Genomic DNA, 18,396 nt, shown 5'->3' on the forward strand with positions numbered 1-18,396 from the left:
GAACACTTGAACCATCTCTGCTTTCGCAACTCTTCATTTCTCGCTCCAAACGGTCGATATAAGCATAACTGACTTTTTTGAACTTGATGGAGGAAGCCAAGCCATGTCAATGAATAATAGAAAAGAACCCTTTCGCTACACATTGAAGGAACCAATTAACTTTGAGATCTATATTCTCAGCATCAACGGGGTCAATGCACCACCTAAACCCATTCAGGCTGAGTTATGTGATATCAGTCGGTCCGGCTGTCAGCTATCATTTCCGCTATCCCTTCCTGTCGAGAATAACGATATTCGGATTGGAATGAATATGCTGCTCTTCGAAGACCCTCTATATATGGAAGGTACTCTCCGCTGGGGTCAAGAAAAAAATACCTCATGGCACTACGGTGTCCAACTCGAAATGCAGGACGGTAACCAGGACCGCCTCTCCCGAGAGATGCGAATGCTTGCAGGACAAGGCAAAATTATTGTGAAATAGCGAGTGGCCATATAGGTTGGTAACCAAAACAAAAAACAAAAAAAACAGCCCAATCAAATTGGACTGTGACGAGATGAAACACATTATGCCGCTTTACTGACTGTCGCTGGTTGTTCCATTTTGGACCAGTTCACGGTTTTTTCGAGAAGTAATGATACCAATACGCCAATAACGAGACCATTGCTTATAATCGGAACAAGATACATGGGCAAGTTTTGAAAGGCTTCAGCAGGAATATTCATTACAGCAACTCCAGTGAGTACCGGCAACGCTACACGATAGATCGTTTTAGAATTAAACGTCGTGCCCTCAAGCGTTCTTAATGCTGTACCGAACATCTGCAGATAGGCTACAAACAGAACGGCACTGCCTACGCTTGGTGGTATTTGTGCAAAAAAGGCTGTAACCGAAGGTGTAAGCCCCATCATACATAACAACCCCGCTCCAATAATAAAGGCAGCACGACGCAGAATGCGAGTGCTCTCCAGGAAGCCGATCGATGATGCAAATAAACCAAATGGCAGCACACCTACACAGGCCGACAACATCGAGAAAAGACCCGTTAACACGTATGAGCGTTGATATTGCTGACGGGTCGTCTCTGCCTGATAAAGTTTCTCTACCGTGCTTAATGTGGTGATCGAATTCGTCATATTCACCAGTCCCACAAAAAATGCAGTAATGACGATTCCCGGTTCCCATCTTGGTGCTCCCCATGGAAACAGCGTTAGGCCTGTTGATGTGTGATTTGGCTGTCCACCATGTTGTCCAGGAAACAATAGACTATAGGCAATCCAGCCTGCCACAATTCCAATTAAGATCGCGTAGTTCCCCAGTTTCCCCTTACCCTTTAATTGAATCCATGCCACCAGAAATGCAATGACAACGGATAGCGCGGCAACCGGCAGATCGAAGCGACCAAACTCCGTATATCCAATCATGCCTTTAAAAAAGTTCATGGTTAATTGAATCGTCATCAGAAACAGCATGGCACTCTTCACCATCGGCGTAAACAGTTTCTGGAGCACTTGCGCCGCGCCTAGCCAGCCCAATATCATCATCGTCAGCCCCGCTAACAGAAAACCTGCAGCCAGGCCACCACCAATGCGCTCCAGACTCATACCTGCCGATGAAGCAGATACAGTCAAGCTCAGCGTCAATCCCCACCATAGTCCTGAAGGACCATCCATGACTGCATAGCGGTGACCAAATACTGCTTGAAGAATACACACCGCTCCGGTAAGGATAAATGCGTGCTGCATGGAGGCAGCAATGGCATCCGGGGACAGATGAAAATTATGTCCGATAGATAACGGAACCACAACAGTATTGGTAAACAGGAAGAAAAACCACTGTATGCCCGCTAAAATCATTGAAGATACGTCTTTCATATTCTTTTGTGAAAAATGCTCTTGATGTCTATTCATTTGTTAGCAATATCCTTTCACTCTTCTGTATCATAAACGCATAAGTGCTTTTAGACTTCGGTTAATAACCGTTCCATCTCCGCGTATTGATGCTGACGCGCATGTACGAGCGGTGTAATTCCGTCCCGATCCGCGATCTGTGGTTCTGCACCATATTGCAAAAGCAAGGCAACAATCTGCTGATGCCGTGGACCGCCATCTCCCAAAATGACTGCTTCCAGCAAGGCTGTCCACCCCAGATTGTTGATATGGTTCACATCCACATCACTGCGTGTCAGCAGAAGCTCTACAATGTCCACATGCCCCCGATCAGCTGCTGGAATAAGGGCTGTACCGCCAAAACGATTCGTTAACCTTGTATCTGCACCTGCTTCAATGGCCAGTTCAACCATGTCATACATGCCCTCGGCACTCGCGTATAACAGCGGATTATCCAATCGTTTGTCCTGGAGATTAATGTCTGCTCCGGCGTCCACTAGCATTCTTGCCGTGTCCATCTTCTTACCGTGCACGGCAGCCATCAGAGGTGTTCGCCCCAATGCATCCCGTTCATTCAACTGGCTACCCTGGGTGATAAACCGAATGACCTCATCGGTATGTCCTGCTCGAGCGGCGTCATGTATTGTTCTAACCACGTTACTTCATCCTCCAATTCAACGTCTTCTCATGCAGTAACTTTCATAGAGAAACCAAGCGCTTTTAGTCAGGTATGCAAATCTAATGTATGTTAACATAAGAACGTAGTATATTAAAAATACATGTTTTGTTGGCTTTCCATACGAATTACATATAGATTGAAGGCAAAGGAGACAACCACTTGGATATCAAACAATGTCGCTATTTCATTGCCATTGCTGAGGAGAAACAGATTACAGCAGCAGCCCGAAGACTTCACATGGCTCAGCCACCCTTAAGCCAGCAGCTTAAGTTAATGGAAGAAGAGCTTGGCGTGATGTTGTTTGAACGCAAAGGACGCATGATGGAACTAACACAGGCTGGTCGCAGCTTCTATGATTATGCGGTCACCTTGACCAAATATATGGAGGAAGCTGTCATGGAGATGCAAAGTTTCCGTCACGGCATACGTGGCAAACTCGCCATCGGCATCAATACCATATCGGATCGTCTGATCCCGCAAGCACTACAGCAGTTCCGTACCACCCATCCACAGGTGACCTATAAAATTCAACAAAATGAATCGGCGCAATTATGCCGACTGCTGGAAGATGGCAAAATTGAACTTGCCTGTGTACGCATGCCTGTCCAGACCGAACGCTATGAGGTGCTGCACCTGCCACAGGAGCCCCTTTTCTATATTTCTTCCACTCCACTGGATAGCCCAACAGAGATGATCCCAGGAGCGGAGATGGGGACCTATTTTGAGCAGCTTACAGGCATCCCTCTACTACTTCCAAGTACAGAAGGACTCGGTATGTTCGAGCTAATTTTGGACAAATTCCGTGAGCATCAGGTCACCCCCTCCATCATGGGCGAGTGCTCAGACATTAATATGTTGCTGGAGCTGGTCCGACTCGGCTTCGCCAGTTCCATCGTGCCTCATACGGTACTGCAGTTATACCAAGAGCACCCCTTCCACGTATACCGCCTTCAGGATCAGCATTCAACTGTCGGCTCGGCGCTGGTCTGGCTGCAGAACCGTTATCTGTCCAAGCCTGCACAACACTTTGTGCAATTGGTACAGGGTATGCTTCCTGTGGTGTAACACAAGTAGAACAAAAAAAAAGCAGCAACTTCCCGGCTTTGAATCCGGTAAAGTTGCTGCTTTATTCTTTTGATTAAGCTTTTGCTGTGAACAACAAATCTTTTTCTTTGATCGTAGTACGACCAGCAGACTCAATGGACTCATACTGATGCATGTTTGTAATAATGACGGGTGTAATCGTTGTATAACCGGCTTTTTCGATCTGTTCCCGGTCGAACTCCATCAGGACATCACCTACAGCAACCTTCGCACCTGCTTGAACTTTAGGAGAGAAGAATTGACCTTTCAGCTTCACGGTATCAATTCCGATATGAATCAACATCTCTGCGCCTGTATCACTTACCAGACCAATAGCATGTCCGCTCTTCGATAACGAGAACACAGTACCGTTAATTGGAGAAACCACACGTCCTTCCGATGGTTGAATCGCAAATCCTTTACCCATAATCTCTTCAGAGAACGCAGGGTCCGGCACTTCGCTCAGCGGTTTAACTTCACCTGTGATTGGGCTGAAGATTTGCTCATCTTGTGCTTTTGCTTCTTCCGTTACAACAGCAGAAGTTGTTGTTGCTGCTGGTGCAGGCTCTGCTGCTGGTGCTACCGGTTGGGATTCACTTTCTTCTTGGAAGCCCAAGATATACGTAATGATTGCCGCAACGACGATGGCAATCAAACCGCCGGCCAACGCATAGAGCAATGTGCTAATTGCCGGACTGATAAATGCTGCCACACTCGGCAGACCTGCAAGTCCTGTAATAACGTACGATTTAACATTGAAGATACCCATGAATCCACCGGCAACCGCTCCCCCGATAAGGGCTGCAATAAACGGTTTTTTGAACTTCATGTTGATACCGTACATCGCTGGTTCTGTAATCCCCATGATAGCTGTAAGACCTGTGGAATAAGCAAGGGATTTAGTTTTGCCATTTCTCGATCTAAGACCTACACCAAATGCCGCGCCACCTTGAGCCAAGTTAGCTGCAAACATCAATGGAATGATAAAGTCGTAACCCAGTGTTGTCATTGAACCAACAACGATTGGCAGCAACGCATAGTGCATACCTGTAATGATTAGCAGTGACATCGTACCACCAATCAGAATACTTGCGAAGATGGACATGTTATCGAACAACCATGAAATACCACCGGACAAACCATTACCAAGAACTGTACCCAATGGACCTACTGTCATCAATGTCAGTGGAACCATAATCAACAGGGTCACTGTTGGAACAACCAAGAGTTTAAGTGAAGCATGCGTTACACGATCAACGGCTTTCTCAACATATGAAGCGATCCAAACTGCAAGAACAATTGGAATAACTGTAGAAGAATACGTTGCTGCTATGACTGTAATCCCCATGAAAGATGAATTGTGACCATCGGCCAGCAATGCTGTAATGCTCGGATGCATAATGCCCGCTGCGAGCGCTGCGGCAATATACATATTGCTACCCAATTTACGTGCAGCACTGATTGCCAGAATGATCGGCAGGAAGTAGAACGCACCGTCACCAATTGCTGACAAAATGATATAGGTTGAGCTTGTATCAGACAACCATCCAAGTGCGACAAGAATGGCCACGATCCCTTTGATCATACCTGCACCCGTAATCGCAGGCAGGATTGGTGTAAACATACCTGAGATGAAGTCGAACAGCGCACTTATTGGATTTCTTTTTTTCTTTTCTCCAGTGGAAGCACTTGATGAGGCATTTTCTGCGTTTGGTGATTTGGACATGTTGCCAACGAGTGCGTTATACACGACAGGTACATCGTTACCGATGATAACCTGGAACTGTCCACCGTTCTCCATCACGCCCATAACGCCTGGTGTATTTTTCAGCGTCGCTTTGTCCGCTTTTTGGTTGTCATTCAGGTTAAATCTGAGTCTTGTCATACAGTGAGTGACTTGATCAATATTCTCTTCGCCACCAACAAGCTTCAAAATATCCTTGGACAATTGTTGTTTATCCATTGTGTTTTGCTCCTTTTATGTGTAATGAAGGTTAAAAAAAAACCTAAACACTGAATAATGACAAAGCAGAAAAGCTTATCATTATTCAACGTTTAGGTTTTGCCCTTTTAGCAGTAACAATCCTAATTTTATTCAATTGTTTGTTCATTTCTGACAATTCGTTCAATATGAATGGTCAGATACAGTATTTCTTCCTTGGACAACACCCGATTATAGATCTTACGCGTATAGTCACTGATCCTTACTGCACATGCATGTGCTTCAGGATACTGCTTGCTCACCAAGTCATGAAGCGGATTATCTTCTTCTTTATCTTCAATCGCCGTTCCTTGCAACACACGTTGGGCAAAGAACTTCAGATGAGTTAAAAATCGATAATAACTCAACGAATCTTCATCAAGTTCAATCACAAAGCTACGTCTTACGATATTAAGAATGTCCTTAACGATATTCGTAATACTGATCGTTTCCCTCATCTCACCGTTCATCTGGGCATTAACCAGATGCATCGCAATGAATGCGCATTCGTCTTCGGGAAGCAGGACACCTAACGTTTCCTCGATAATCTGTAGCGCCTTGAGTCCAATGGCATATTCCTTCCGGTACATGCGCTTGATCTCCCAGAACAATGCGTTACGAATCTGCAATCCTTGACGATGTCGATCAATGGCAAAATGAATATGATCCGTCAGTGAAATGTAGATGCTTTCATGCAGCTTCTCACCTAACACCGTCTCGGCATAACGGATAATCTCATCCGAGCACTCGACATATTCAACCGGGATATCAGACAGAAGCGTTTTTAGTTTCTGTGATACTTCCTTACTTTCAAGCGAGAATATTTTTTCGACGAGACTCTCGTCTATCGATTCACCAGTATGCTTTTTGAAGGCAATTCCACGTCCCATAACGACCAGTTCGTTTCCTCCCGGATCAATTACAGTGACTACGTTGTTGTTCAGCACCTTCTCAATTTTCATTTCTTCACATCACCTTGCACCGTCAAAGTAGTAAAAGGCAAAACCAAAGCAGGTCACGAAATATGCCCCGCTTCTGGTTTTGCCTGATTGAACAGTAACAATCCAGTATTCATTAGCCTTAGGCCCATCTTACCATATAATTATCCATATGACAATGTTTTTGTGAAAGCGGTTAATGTGCGTTAATATGACATAAGAAGGTGCATAACAACTATGCCTGAAGAACTAGTATTTACTTATTGTTACGTTTAAGACTTGCGCCATTTGTACCAATAACTTCTTTGTACCAGTGGAATGATTTTTTCTTGTAACGATCCAATGTTCCCGAACCGTCGTTGTTGCGGTCTACATAGATGAAACCATATCGTTTCTTCATCTCTGCTGTTGAAGCACTCACCAGGTCAATACAGCCCCATGACGTATAACCCATCACTTCCACGCCATCCTCAAGAGCTTCACCCACTTGTACCAAGTGGTCATTCAAGTACTGAATACGGTAATCATCATTGACCGTTTTATTGCCATTTTCGTCGGTAATCAGCTCATCTACTGCACCCAGACCATTTTCGACAATAAACAATGGTTTTTGATAACGGTCCCAGTATTTGTTCAAGGTTACGCGCAGTCCTTGCGGATCGATCTGCCAGCCCCACTCGCTCGCTTGGAGATAAGGGTTTTGTACCCCTGCGAACAGGTTTCCTTTTCCTTCGATACGTTTCTCGGGATCACCTGTCTCACAGATACTTACATAATAACTGAACGAGATAAAGTCTACGGTATGCTTCAGAATTTCAGCATCGCCGTCTTCAAACTTGATATTGATATTATTTGCTTTGAAATAACGATTAATGTATTTCGGATAGTAACCACGTGCATGGATATCAGCAAAGATATCATTACGCTGTTCAGCATGCATCGCTGCAACCACATCATCCGGATTCGGAGTCAGCGGATACGTAGGCATGCTCAGTACCATACAGCCAATTTTGGCTTCAGGCATAATTTCATGTCCCAGTTTCACTGCTAACGCACTGGCTACCAATTCATGATGGATTGCTTGGTACAGATCCTGTTTGGACAGTTCTGCTTTTGGTGTATAGATCCCGCCGCTCATGAATGGCTCCTCCAGAATGGAGTTGATTTCATTAAACGTCAGCCAGTATTTCACTTTGCCTTTGAAGCGGTTGAACAACACCGTTACATAACGCTCGTAGAACTCGATCATTTTACGATTAACCCAGCCATCATATGTTTTGGACAAATGCAGCGGTGTCTCATAGTGAGAGATGGTTACGAGTGGTTCAATACCGTACTTATGGCACTCATCGAACAGGTCATCATAGAATTGCAGACCTTTCTCGTTTGGCTCCAGTTCATCACCTTTAGGGAAGATACGGGACCACGCGATAGATGTACGGAACACTTTGAAGCCCATTTCAGCAAACAGTTTAACATCTTCTTTGTAACGATTATAAAAGTCAATTCCGATCAGTTTCAGGTTATCTTCTGTAGGTGCTTCCGTTCTGGGCGTTGTAATCCCGTGTGGCATTACATCTTGAACAGACAGGCCTTTGCCATCTGTATTATAAGCTCCTTCAAGCTGGTTGGCTGCTACAGCGCCGCCCCATAGGAAATCCTTCGGAAATGGTGTTGTCATGTCAATCATTCCTCTCTAAGTAACGGTATTTTCATTCTTTGTTTAAATGCTTACCTCTATCCTTTTCCGACAGGAAAAAGCGGACAATCTCCAACCAAAAGGGCCGACAGGGACATTAGATTCCCTGCTTGCCAACTTTCGTGTTAGGTTTTGCCCGCTTTCTGTGCGGTAACAATCCTGTGAACGAGAGAATTACAGTTGCTCACCATTGCTGGAGATTACGTTTTTGTACCAGTCGAATGAATCTTTTTTGGAACGTTTCAGTGTTCCGTTACCTTCGTCATCCAGATCCACGTAGATGAAACCATAACGTTTGGACATTTCGGAAGTGGACATGCTTACAAGGTCAATCGGGCCCCATGCTGTGAATCCAATCAGATCCACACCGTCTTTGATGGCTTCTTTCATTTGTTCGATGTGTTTCTTCAGATAATCCACACGATAGGAGTCATGGATTGAACCATCTTCTTCAACACGGTCATACGCTCCCAGGCCATTTTCTACGATGAACAATGGTTTCTGATAACGATCCCAGAAGTTGTTCAGCGTTACGCGCAGACCGATCGGATCGATCTCCCAGCCCCAGTCGGACGCTTCCAGATAAGGGTTTTTCACGCCACCAGTCAGGTTACCTGTGGTTTCTTCCTCGCTGGCAGATGCCGATTTGGTTACGGACATATAATAACTGAAGGAGATGAAATCAACCGTATTGTTGAGCAGGATTTCATCATCGCCAGCTTCTTTTTGGATGACAATGTTGTTTTCTTCAAAATAACGAGCCATGTAGTTCGGGTACTTACCACGAGCATGCATGTCTGTGAAGAAGAGGTTAATCTGATTCTCGTGCTGAGCCAGACGAACATCTACCGGATTACATGTTGCTGCATAAGTTTCCATACGAGCAAGCATACAGCCGACTTGGGAACCAGGGATAATTTCGTGTGCAAGCTTCGTTACCATGGCACTTGCTACAAACTGATGATGAAGAGCTTGATACGTCGTTTGCAACTTGTTGTCCACTTTATCGATCAGAATGCCGCCACCAGTGTACGGGCTGAACAACATTACGTTAATCTCATTGAACGTCAGCCAGTATTTCACTTTATTTTTATAACGGTTGAACACCGTTTCTGCATATCTAACATAGTGCTGAATTACTTCACGGCCAGCCCAGCCATTATATTTTTGCGTCAAGCCAAGCGGAGTCTCGTAGTGAGACAATGTAACGAGCGGTTCGATACCGTATTTCAACAATTCGTCGAATACTTCATCGTAGAATTTCAAACCTGCTTCATTCGGCTCTTGATCATAACCGTTCGGGAAAATACGTGCCCAGTGAATGGACAAGCGGAATACTTTGAAGCCCATCTCAGCGAACAATGCAATATCTTCTTTAAAGTGATGGTAGAAATCAATACCAAAACGTTTTGGGAAACGTTCTTCAATTTTGCCAGAGAGAATCTCTTCAATTCGGGAAGAGGAAATTTCCATGGCATGTCCGCCTGTACGCTTCTCTTTCGGAACATGAGCAATCATGTCCGCTGTGGAGAGGCCTTTGCCGTCCTTATCGAATGCACCCTCCAATTGATTGGCAGCTGTAGCGCCACCCCATAGGAAGTTTTCGGGGAATCCTTTTTTTGCCGTGGTCATAAACAACAACCTCTTTTCGAAATTTATTTTGGTTTTTCCAGGTAAAAATGGTGTGATGTAGAGCAGAAAACAAGAAAAACCTAAACTCAAGGTAAAATAGCACCAAAAAAAGGGGCCTTCATTTCACCATCAGTTTAGGTTTTGCCTGTCTTCACAGTTACAATCCATCAAAAGATGTTATTGCGTATTCTGTTGTGTTTGCTCTTGTAATGTAAGCGTAACATATCTATTTTGCAAAATCAACTTCACTGGATCATAGGATCGTTCGCACATACACTCCATAAGAAAAATTAACGCGGCATATGCAAAATGGCTGCCCTTAATGCCTGCGCTCCCTCCTCAGTTTCCAGGTACGTAGCAGGACTTTGGTCCCCTAAAGCCGGGATATCTTTCATGATCCATTCAAAAGTGTACTCTCCCATTTCACACAAAAGTACCCGACTTATGTCCGCCGGAATACCTTGTCGTTGTGCACGCTCTGCCCACGCGGGATCCACCTTCTGTTCAAGTTCTTCAAACAGTTCGGAAAATGAGTCCCAGCTTGCCTGATTAAACTCTCCGAAATACATATCTTTCATACTCATGTAAATTCACTCCCTGGATTGCAATTAATAACACCGAAGTCCTATCTGACACAATTCATCCTTAAGCCGCTTGAATCCGTTTCTGTAACAGGTAGACTTAATTTTAAATGTTTTTCGGGGGAAAGACTAGTACAGGAGGATTCAACAAATGACTTATGAAGAAAACACATCAGGTTGGGATGCGATTGATAAAGCCATCGGTGAGCTATACGGTGAACAGGAGCCGCACCATTATGGAACATCCATTCCTTACATGCTCGGAGGTCCGGACCCACTCGATGGCATCAGTGTTTATGCAGTGAATACACCCATGCCCCACTGGCATTTTGTCACATATGGTTTCTCTGAATTATATGAAAAAGAGATGCAGGATGCATCCAAAAGCGGGTATGGTTTTGAACTCACATTTCGTCTTACACGCAGTGAAGGAGAGACTGATCCGCCAGCCTGGGCGCTGAATCTGCTTCAAAATGTAGGACGTTACGTGTTCACTAGCGGAAATATCTTTCAGCCAGGAGATTACATGGACGCAAATGGCCCCATCTGCCTGGAGTCCGATACTTTGTTGACTGCTCTCTCATTTATTGAAGACCCGGATCTACCGGCGAACACTACACCTAACGGTTCAGTGCAGTTTATTCAGATGGTTGGTATTACAGGTCGGGAGCTGGAAATGATTCAAACGTGGAATGCGCGCGGCTTCCTCTCGGCCTGCTCCAATTTCATGCCCAAATACGTGACCGATCTGATGAGAAATTCGTACGCAGATATTCCTTCTGTTGTACAAGCGGTTAAGCATGGAATGGAACAGGACGGATCAAGCACAGCGTTTTTATTCATACAACAACTGGCCTGGGAGTCCCCTCGTAAAAAAATGCTGATAAAGACCGTTCCGGGCAAACTCCAGCTTGGAGCCAAACAGGCTGTATTGGTCGGCACCATCCTTCGTAGCCGAATTTCAAAAGGCGCCTCTCTATCCTTGATCGGACCTGATACTACTATTCTGTTCGAAGCCGGAGAACATCCTGCAGTATTGGAATCGGATAGACAAGTTACCCTGACGGTGAACGAACAAATTGTTGAGGAGCTTGCAGAAAACCTTCAACCCATTGAAGGAACATTCGAGATAACTTCACTGGAGCATATGCTCGTTCAGATTGTTAAAACAGAAATTAAAAACCAGGAAGGGCAAGTCATCAAAACGATTGGATGACGCACCCTCAGATGCAACGAGATACTACGCTTACAACTGACTGTGCAGGAAGGAGGAATCAACATGCCTGCTACACTTGCCTCACGGCACAAGGAGTCCGCCATTTGCAAGCACGTAACAGAAACGGCTCCTTTCGACTATTTACCAAAATCTCAACTGGACAGGCTTCGTAAAATCAATCATTTCCTGATTCATGCATTCCAGAACAGCCTCTCGGATATTAAAGATAATTTAACGGGCACTTATCTTTTTCTACTCACAGATATGGACGGTGTGCTTCTCTCCATGGATTATAGTCCAGATCTGGAAACTGTCGTAGAAGGTTCGCCTATCCGTCCGGGCATGATCTTCACCGCACAGAGCTGTGGAGTAAACGCCATTTCTGTAACGATGGACAGCAATGAACCTGTGCTTCTGTTGCCCGAGCAACATGAAAGTCCCTATTTTCAAAGTTGGCATTGCTACGCTGCCCCTCTGTCCATGGGATCGCAGCATTTCGGTTATCTGGATGTGTCCACCATCAACGCGGATATGCAGGGCGAGCTTATTGCTATTGCCAAGCTGATTCCTGCATATATGCAGAACAGTTACCAGAATCAGCAGGTTGCTGAACCTTGTGACAAATCAGCGGTGGAGTTCACAGCGCGTCAGTTAACCATTCTGGAAATGATCGCGAAAGGGTTCACTGTGAAAGCTATTGCTTTGAAATTGAAAATCAAGGAATGCACTGTGAATCATCATAAAAAAGTGATTTTCAACAAATTAGGTGTGCAATCCAGCACGGAAGCTGTTTCAATTGCCAGCCGATTGTCTTATTTATAAAGGACCCCTATAGATTCCTATAGGTAGTAAATGAGAACGTTTGTGCTACAATTTAGGAAACAAGCAAGATGTAGAGAGAGAAAACACACACATTTCAGGAGGGTAATATGACAATTCCAAAGAAGACTTCTTTATTCGCCATGCTCATTATGATTATGCTGGTTGCAGCCGCTTGCGGTGACAAGGCAGATAACACAGCCGCAACAAAAGAGCCTGCCGCGACAGAAACAACGACTGGCACTGATTCTGAGACAGCGAATACAGAAGAAACAGAGAACACTGAACCAGCAAGCGAAGAGTCCAAGGAAACCGATAATTCCCAAGACGTTGAGCTGGGAACTACGCAAAAAGGCTCTTACACCAACGACTATTTCGGCGTATCTTTGAAATTCCCGGAAGCTTGGGAGTTCCAGGATGCTGCAGGTATGAATGAACTGACAAGCGCATCATCCGAAGCGATTGCTGGTGATGATGAAACGAAGAAAAAACAAATTGAACTGTCTCAAACCAAAACATTGAATCTGCTTATGGCTTCACAGTATCCACTGGACGGAGGTCAAGTTGGTCCTTCCGCTATGGCCATTGCTGAGAAAGTAAGCTTGTTGCAAGGCATTCGTACAGGTAAAGACTACCTGGAAGCAACCAAAAAATTCATGATGGATAGCCAGTTCCCTTATGATTATAAAGAAATGACAACGGAAACCATCGGCGGTAAAGAGATGGATCTGATGCAAATTACGATGGATGCAGGTGACGGTTCAACGATTACTCAGGACTACTACAGCACGATTATTGAAGGATATGCTTTCAACTTCATCTTCACTTACATGGATGATAAGACCAAAGCTGAAATTGATACCATCAAGAAATCCGTTCAATTCAAATAATCGCTTTTGAATATTGCCATCATATTAATAATATCAAGCACATCTAACACAACCCCGACAACGATCTATAGAGATCATTGTCGGGGTTCTTTTTAACTAAGAATGAGTACATCACTTTAGCTTGATATGGCCACCCAGTGTCCTTCCGTAACTTCTACCCACTTGGAATGTTCCAGATTATAACGGTCTTCTACTTCAACAGGTGTTTCTTTTACAACATGTCTCTTTTTCTTCGCTTCTACCGCCGGATCAGGCACAGGAATAGCTGACAGCAATGCCTTGGTATAGTCATGTTGCGGGTTGGAATACAGTTCTTCACTCTCTGCAAGCTCCACAATTTTCCCGTTATACATCACAGCCACTCGATCACTGATATGTTTAACCATGGACAAGTCATGTGCGATGAAGAGATACGTCAATCCGAGTCGCTGCTGCAACTCTTCAAGCAATTGTACGATCTGAGCCTGTATCGATACATCCAGTGCAGACAATGGTTCGTCACATACGATGAATTCCGGCTCCACAGCCAGAGCTCGCGCTATACCGATCCGCTGTCTCTGTCCACCCGAGAATTCATGTGGATAACGCTGCGCATGGGTAGGATCAAGACCTACCATCTCCAGCAGTTCCTCCACCCGCTTCTCCCGCTGAGCGGCATTACCTGCAAGCTGATGGATATCAAGCGCTTCTCCAATGATATCCATAATTCTCATTTTGGGATTCAGAGATGCATAGGGGTCCTGGAAAATAATCTGCATATGTCTGCGCATCGTTTTCATCTCCGAAGGAGAAAGACGATTAAGAGGAACTCCCTTAAACAGCACATCCCCGCCTGTTGGCTCATGCAATCTCAGAATGGCACGCCCCGTGGTCGATTTACCACTACCGGATTCTCCTACAACGCCGAGTGTCTCTCCTTGCCGAATATGGAAACTGATATCATTCACAGCCTTTAAGGTGTTGCCTTTACCCAGATTAAAATGTTGTTTGAGCGACTTCACCTCAAGCAATGGCTGATCGTCTTCCAGATCTCTCGGGACCAGGGATACCGGTTTTGGCTTTTTCTTCTGATCCAGACGTGGTAATGCATTCAGAAGCCTGATCGTATAGGGATGTTTGGGATTAGCAAAAATCTCTGCCGTCGTCCCGGTCTCCACAATCTGTCCTTCTTTCATAACAACAACCCGATCACACATGCCTGCTACTACGCCCAAATCATGCGTGATCAGGATAATCGATGTGCCCAGTTGATCCTGCATATCTTTCATCAAATGAAGAATCTGTGCCTGAATCGTAACGTCCAGAGCGGTCGTTGGCTCATCCGCAATGAGCAATTCAGGACGACAAGCGAGCGCAATACCGATCATGACACGCTGACGCATGCCTCCAGAGAATTCGTGCGGATACTGGTTGTAGCGTATTTCGCTGCGAGTTATCCCCACCCGCTCCATCATGGCAATCGCCTGTTTCTTGGCTTCCCTCTTGGACACCTTCTGGTGTTTGATCAGACTCTCGGAGATCTGTTTCCCCACTTTAATTGTCGGATTAAGAGAACTCATCGGGTCCTGAAAGATCATTCCAATATCACGTCCACGGATGCTCTCCATCTCTTTCTGCGTTTTATTGGCCAGGTCGACACCCTTAAATAGAATCTCTCCATTCTTCATCTGAGAAGGTGGGGAGGCAAGCAGCCTCATAATGGAACGTGCGGTAACACTCTTTCCACTTCCCGATTCTCCTACAATGCCCAGCGTCTCACCTTTGCGCACTTCAAAACTCACTTCTCGCACTGCCTGAAACTCACTCTCTCCTGAGTGAAAAGAGACAGATAGATCATTAACTTTCAGTAAAGGTTCCATGTCATCACCAGCTCTCATCCGTTTTTTCACATTCACTCATCTCATATGTATACCATTTAATTCCTTGACAATTGTTTAGACCCTAAATAATATATACTATATCAATCGGAATAATGCAATTTAAACCTGAATGAAGGGAGGCACGCTTGGTTTGAATCTTGCAGAAGGCAGTAGAATCTCACGGTTGGTACACAATTTAAGCTTTATTTATGGCAAAATGCTGCTTCATCCTTCCTACCGATATGTTTTGTTCATTCTTGGATTACCGATCAATCTGGTCGTGTTTCTAATATGGCGTTCACATCGAAAAAATGACGGTTGGGTAGTTGCCAGACAGGCGGCTGAGCAAGAACTGCTCGCTTCTTCCTACCGGAACAGTCTGAAGTTGGAAGTGGAAGAACAACTGCGCCGCAAACATCGTTTTTTCCAGCAGCAGGTGAGTGATGGAGAATTCAAACGTCAGACCGAGGAATGGGTGGAGGAAAGTGTTCAGACAGAGTTGAAGGAGCGGACATCCCGCATACTTCAGGAACAAGGAAATCAACGTCTTACAATGGCCGATACGTTCCACTCACTGATTGACAAACCATGGTTCTTGGCGATATCCATTATTCCAGGCTGTCTCATGTATAGCATCCTGTTTTTGTATGGTAATCCTTATCTAAAGTACATATTTGAAAGAATACTGATGACGGTATTTGTCATTCTGGGCGTAGCTACACTCGTATTTACAATTTTGTATCTGTCTCCGTTCAACCCGGCAGCTAACATTCTGGGAGAGACAGCAACGCAGGAACAGATTGCCGCATTCAATCAGGTGTATGGCTTGGATCAGCCTTATCTTACACAGCTCTGGAACAATATCAAGGGCGTCGCCTTCTTCGATCTTGGCAAATCTTTTGCAGGAAATGAAGACGTAACAGCCACGATTGCAAGGAAGTTTCCCATTACCTTGACGCTTGCGGTCATTTCCCTGCTGTTAGCACTTGTCATTGCATTACCCATTGGCATTATCTCAGCAATTAAGCCTAATTCGTGGTTCGACTACACCTTCATGTTTATTGCTCTGATTGGATTATCGATCCCGAATTTCTGGCAAGGACTTATTTTCATTCTGAACTTCTCGATCAAAATGCAGTGGCTTCCCGCCACCTTCAACCCGCAGAACTGGCTGTCGATCATTATGCCAACCATTGTGCTGGGTACGGGACTCACGGCTGCGGTGGCTCGGATGACCCGTTCTTCCACACTGGAAGTCATTCATGAGGATTATGTGATGACCGCCCGTGCCAAGGGATTAAGTGAACGCCAAGTCATGCTGAAACACGCAGTACGAAATGCATTGATCCCGATCGTAACGGTGGTTGGACTTCAATTCGGAGCCATGTTGGGCGGAGCAGCAGTAACGGAGAAAGTGTTTAATATCAGCGGTCTCGGCAGTTACATTGTGGATAAACAATTCATCCCCGATATTCCGAGTATCATGGGCGGAGTAATCTACACAGCCATAACGATCTCCATTATTAATGTAGCGGTTGATCTGCTGTATGCTTTTATTGATCCAAGAGTGCGCTCCAAGATGAAACAATATTAAAGCAGGTGTACTATGACAAACTCGTCTTTAACACAAGAAATGCGTTTTCGGCTTAAGTCTTCTCGAGAGTACAGTCAGGCCAGCTTTGCCTGGGTTACGTCCCTTCTCTTGACTGCATTGTTGCTGTTCAACAGTTATGACTGGAGCGAGCGGACGTTCAAACCATTTCTGCTAACGATCCTTGGCATCTACTTATTCTTCACACTGGTCCAAAGTGTCATCACCATTCGGATTCGAAAAGACCTGATCCGTACCGGTACAGTCTCTGCTCTGACTCGCAGGTTAGCCTGGGTTCAGCTACTTGCTATCATTTCAGGCAATATATTTATCGTAACGGCAGCCTTTCATCTGATTCGAAAATCCAGGAACGTGGAGTATACCTTTGCGGTGTACATGCTGTTAACCCAGCTGTTCGTAATCGGTGTATCCGCGTTAAATATCTTCAAACCTTATGTGGCTGACAACTTTCTGCCATCCATGGCGGTGCTGATCTTTATTCTGGTCATCGACTTGGTCGTTCTGATTATCGTATCCCGATATAACGCGACCACTACCCTCCCTCGTTGGATGATCGGTGTCAGTGTGGTACTGATTCTGACCTCGATCACAGGTAATGTATTCGCACTATTGCTCGGCATTTCCATTATTGGACGCATTCGCAGACAGGGGAAACAAAAATCAAACTTCTGGAACGATCTGTGGGAGCGCCTTGCTCCGAATATGACTGCAATGTCCGGTTTGTTTTTTATCATTTTTCTGTTCTCGATATCGATCTGCAGCTTCTTTACCTTTGACTACAGCATGGCTGTGGAAAATAACTATTCGGCTCTGCTTCAATCCCCTTCCCTCGCGTATCCCTTGGGAACGGATGACTTCGGACGATGTTTATTTTCCCGGATTGTATTCGGTGCCCGGATCTCCTTGATCGTAGGCTGCATGTCGACAATCATTCCTGTATTGATTGGTGGAATCCTCGGAGCGCTCTCCGGCTTCTACGGCAGGCATACGGATAACATCATCATGCGGCTGCTTGATATTCTCTATGCCATTCCGGGAATTCTGCTCGCCATTGCCATTATTGCAGCGTTCGGAGCGAATACGGTCAATCTCATTCTGGCGCTGAGTCTGGGTTCCATCCCAACGTACGCCCGTACCATGAGAGCCAGTGTACTCTATGTATCTACTTTTGAATTTGTGGAAGCTGCACGTGCACTGGGGTACAACAATCGTACGATTATTTTCAAACACATTATTCCCAACTCCCTTGCGCCCATGATCATCAAGTCTACACTCACGATTGGTGGAGCCGTTATTGCTACCAGCAGTTTGAGTTATCTGGGACTCGGCGTGGAGCCGCATATTCCGGAATGGGGTAACATTCTGAAGCTGGGCAGTACATACCTGGAAACTCACTCTTATCTGGCGATTTATCCAGGCTTGGCTATTATTCTGCTGGTTCTTTCTTTTAACTTTCTCGGTGATGGTCTGCGTGATGCGCTCGATCCCAAGCTGGAAAAGGCCTAAACGATTCGTTGAAA

The 18,396-nt window shown here is 45.2% G+C and carries 15 protein-coding genes; 7 read left to right on the forward strand and 8 right to left on the reverse strand.

The window, feature by feature from the left end:
• The first annotated feature begins 103 nt into the window (after positions 1–103).
• Entirely contained in the window at positions 104–481 is a 378-nt protein-coding gene (locus tag NKT06_RS23205) for a PilZ domain-containing protein (protein WP_253439666.1), read from the forward strand.
• An 83-nt stretch (positions 482–564) separates the two neighbouring features.
• Here the strand turns inward: NKT06_RS23205 and NKT06_RS23210 are convergent, their stop codons facing one another.
• Both NKT06_RS23210 and NKT06_RS31950 read right to left on the reverse strand, forming a co-directional pair.
• Positions 565–1,908 carry a uracil/xanthine transporter gene (locus NKT06_RS23210; protein WP_253439668.1) on the reverse strand — a complete coding sequence of 448 codons (1,344 nt, stop codon included), beginning with the start codon at positions 1,906–1,908 and terminating at the stop codon, positions 565–567.
• Positions 1,909–1,958: 50 nt separating this feature from the next.
• A complete protein-coding gene (locus NKT06_RS31950) occupies positions 1,959–2,543 on the reverse strand; it encodes an ankyrin repeat domain-containing protein (RefSeq protein WP_253439670.1) in 585 nt (194 codons plus the stop codon).
• 182 nt (positions 2,544–2,725) lie between these two features.
• Here NKT06_RS31950 and NKT06_RS23220 point away from each other — a divergent pair, with 182 nt between their 5' ends.
• The gene (locus NKT06_RS23220) at positions 2,726–3,631 is read left to right on the forward strand and encodes a LysR family transcriptional regulator (protein ID WP_253439672.1); all 906 of its coding nucleotides are present in this window, start codon (positions 2,726–2,728) and stop codon (positions 3,629–3,631) included.
• A 73-nt stretch (positions 3,632–3,704) separates the two neighbouring features.
• Here NKT06_RS23220 and NKT06_RS23225 read toward each other — a convergent pair whose 3' ends face one another.
• The 5 genes from NKT06_RS23225 to NKT06_RS23245 all read right to left on the reverse strand — a co-directional run bounded on the left by NKT06_RS23225 (position 3,705) and on the right by NKT06_RS23245 (position 10,483).
• Entirely contained in the window at positions 3,705–5,612 is a 1,908-nt protein-coding gene (locus NKT06_RS23225; protein ID WP_253439674.1) for a beta-glucoside-specific PTS transporter subunit IIABC, read from the reverse strand.
• Positions 5,613–5,740: 128 nt separating this feature from the next.
• Positions 5,741–6,592: a BglG family transcription antiterminator LicT gene (gene licT / locus NKT06_RS23230; RefSeq protein ID WP_253439676.1), complete on the reverse strand. Its 852-nt coding sequence runs from the start codon at positions 6,590–6,592 to the stop codon at positions 5,741–5,743.
• A 232-nt stretch (positions 6,593–6,824) separates the two neighbouring features.
• A complete protein-coding gene (locus NKT06_RS23235; RefSeq protein WP_483311589.1) occupies positions 6,825–8,249 on the reverse strand; it encodes a glycoside hydrolase family 1 protein in 1,425 nt (474 codons plus the stop codon).
• A 192-nt stretch (positions 8,250–8,441) separates the two neighbouring features.
• Positions 8,442–9,899: a glycoside hydrolase family 1 protein gene (locus NKT06_RS23240; RefSeq protein ID WP_253439678.1), complete on the reverse strand. Its 1,458-nt coding sequence runs from the start codon at positions 9,897–9,899 to the stop codon at positions 8,442–8,444.
• Between the two features lie 290 nt (positions 9,900–10,189).
• Positions 10,190–10,483: an antitoxin Xre/MbcA/ParS toxin-binding domain-containing protein gene (locus NKT06_RS23245; protein ID WP_253439680.1), complete on the reverse strand. Its 294-nt coding sequence runs from the start codon at positions 10,481–10,483 to the stop codon at positions 10,190–10,192.
• A gap of 148 nt (positions 10,484–10,631) precedes the next feature.
• Between NKT06_RS23245 and NKT06_RS23250 the strand changes: the two genes are divergently transcribed.
• The 3 genes from NKT06_RS23250 (at position 10,632) to NKT06_RS23260 (ending at position 13,405) form a co-directional block, all read left to right on the forward strand.
• The gene (locus tag NKT06_RS23250) at positions 10,632–11,696 is read left to right on the forward strand and encodes a suppressor of fused domain protein (protein ID WP_253439682.1); all 1,065 of its coding nucleotides are present in this window, start codon (positions 10,632–10,634) and stop codon (positions 11,694–11,696) included.
• A 63-nt stretch (positions 11,697–11,759) separates the two neighbouring features.
• Entirely contained in the window at positions 11,760–12,518 is a 759-nt protein-coding gene (locus tag NKT06_RS23255) for a LuxR C-terminal-related transcriptional regulator (RefSeq protein WP_253439684.1), read from the forward strand.
• 107 nt (positions 12,519–12,625) lie between these two features.
• Positions 12,626–13,405 carry a hypothetical protein gene (locus NKT06_RS23260; protein ID WP_253439686.1) on the forward strand — a complete coding sequence of 260 codons (780 nt, stop codon included), beginning with the start codon at positions 12,626–12,628 and terminating at the stop codon, positions 13,403–13,405.
• 116 nt (positions 13,406–13,521) lie between these two features.
• Here NKT06_RS23260 and NKT06_RS23265 read toward each other — a convergent pair whose 3' ends face one another.
• Entirely contained in the window at positions 13,522–15,264 is a 1,743-nt protein-coding gene (locus NKT06_RS23265; RefSeq protein WP_253442731.1) for an ABC transporter ATP-binding protein, read from the reverse strand.
• A gap of 151 nt (positions 15,265–15,415) precedes the next feature.
• Between NKT06_RS23265 and NKT06_RS23270 the strand changes: the two genes are divergently transcribed.
• Complete coding sequence (locus NKT06_RS23270; protein ID WP_483311590.1) at positions 15,416–16,858, forward strand: ABC transporter permease; 1,443 nt, start codon at positions 15,416–15,418, stop codon at positions 16,856–16,858.
• Between the two features lie 12 nt (positions 16,859–16,870).
• Complete coding sequence (locus NKT06_RS23275; RefSeq protein ID WP_253439690.1) at positions 16,871–18,382, forward strand: ABC transporter permease; 1,512 nt, start codon at positions 16,871–16,873, stop codon at positions 18,380–18,382.
• The last annotated feature ends 14 nt before the right edge of the window (positions 18,383–18,396 follow it).

The organism is Paenibacillus sp. 1781tsa1, from assembly GCF_024159265.1.
GTDB lineage: Bacteria > Bacillota > Bacilli > Paenibacillales > Paenibacillaceae > Paenibacillus.